The following is a 1107-nucleotide window of genomic DNA, read 5'->3' on the forward strand; positions in this document are numbered from 1 at the left end:
CGGCTACAGGCCGAAGGACGGTTCCGGCAAACGCTGATTGATAAGTTGACCCACGAACTGGCCATCCTGAAACGGCAGAAGTTTGCCGCCACCAGCGAAGCCTATACCGGCGAACAGCAGCGTGAACTGTTTGAAACGCTCGACATTGACTTAGCCGCCGTCACTGCCGAAATTGAACAGCTGGTACAACATCCCATATCAGCAGAACCAGGCAGGCAGCAACCCAGACGCGTCCGGCTGCCGGCAGAATTGCCGCGCACCGACATTCACCACGAACCGGATTCAACGCTGTGCCAGTGCGGTTGCCGAATGAAGCGGATCGGTGAGGACGTCTGCGAGAAACTCGATTACCAGCCCGGCGTATTCACAGTCGAGCGCCATGTGCGTGGCAAGTGGGTCTGCCATCAATGCGAAACATTGGTGCAAGCGCCGGTACCGGCACAGATCATCGACAAGGGCATCCCGACCTCCGGATTGTTGGCTCAGGTGCTGGTCGCTAAATATGCTGATCACTTGCCTTTGTACCGCCAAAGCGGCATCTTTGAACGGTCTGGATTCGCCATTCCCGATTCCACACTATCTGAATGGGTGGGCCGTTGCGGTGTTGCCTTACAGCCGTTGGTAGATGCGTTGAAACAAGAATTATTGACCCAGCCGGTGCTGCATGCTGATGAAACGCCGCTTCCCATGCTCAAGCCCGGGAACGGCAAGACGCACCGGGCCTACCTGTGGAGTTATTGCAGCACACCGCTCAGTAGTATGAAGGCGGTGGTATTCGACTTTGCAGAAAGCCGGGGTGGCAAGCATGCGGAACAATTCCTGGACCGATGGCGAGGTACCCTCGTCTGCGACGACTTCAAGGGCTACAAAGCGCTGTTCGCATCGGGCGTTACCGAGGCTGGCTGTATGGCGCACGCCCGACGCAAATTCCATGAGCTATGGGCCAACCACAGCAGCCAGATTGCTGGAGAGGTGCTGAAGTTATATGCGCGACTCTACGCTGTGGAACGGGAAGTCAGCTTGCTCGCCCCGGCGCAACGCTTAGCCATGCGTCAAGCGCAAGCCAAGCCAGTTGCAGATGCCTTACATCAATGGTTACTGGTTCAA

1 protein-coding gene is annotated in these 1107 nt (G+C 56.9%); it reads left to right on the top strand.

Annotated features, from left to right (window positions below; all coding sequences use genetic code 11):
- Positions 1-1107: IS66 family transposase (gene tnpC / locus H8K47_RS17950; RefSeq protein ID WP_186882720.1), on the top strand; the 1107-nt coding region annotated here is incomplete at both ends.

This window comes from Cognatundibacterium rugosum (assembly GCF_014284365.1).
GTDB classification, from domain to species: domain Bacteria; phylum Pseudomonadota; class Gammaproteobacteria; order Burkholderiales; family Burkholderiaceae_D; genus Undibacterium; species Undibacterium rugosum.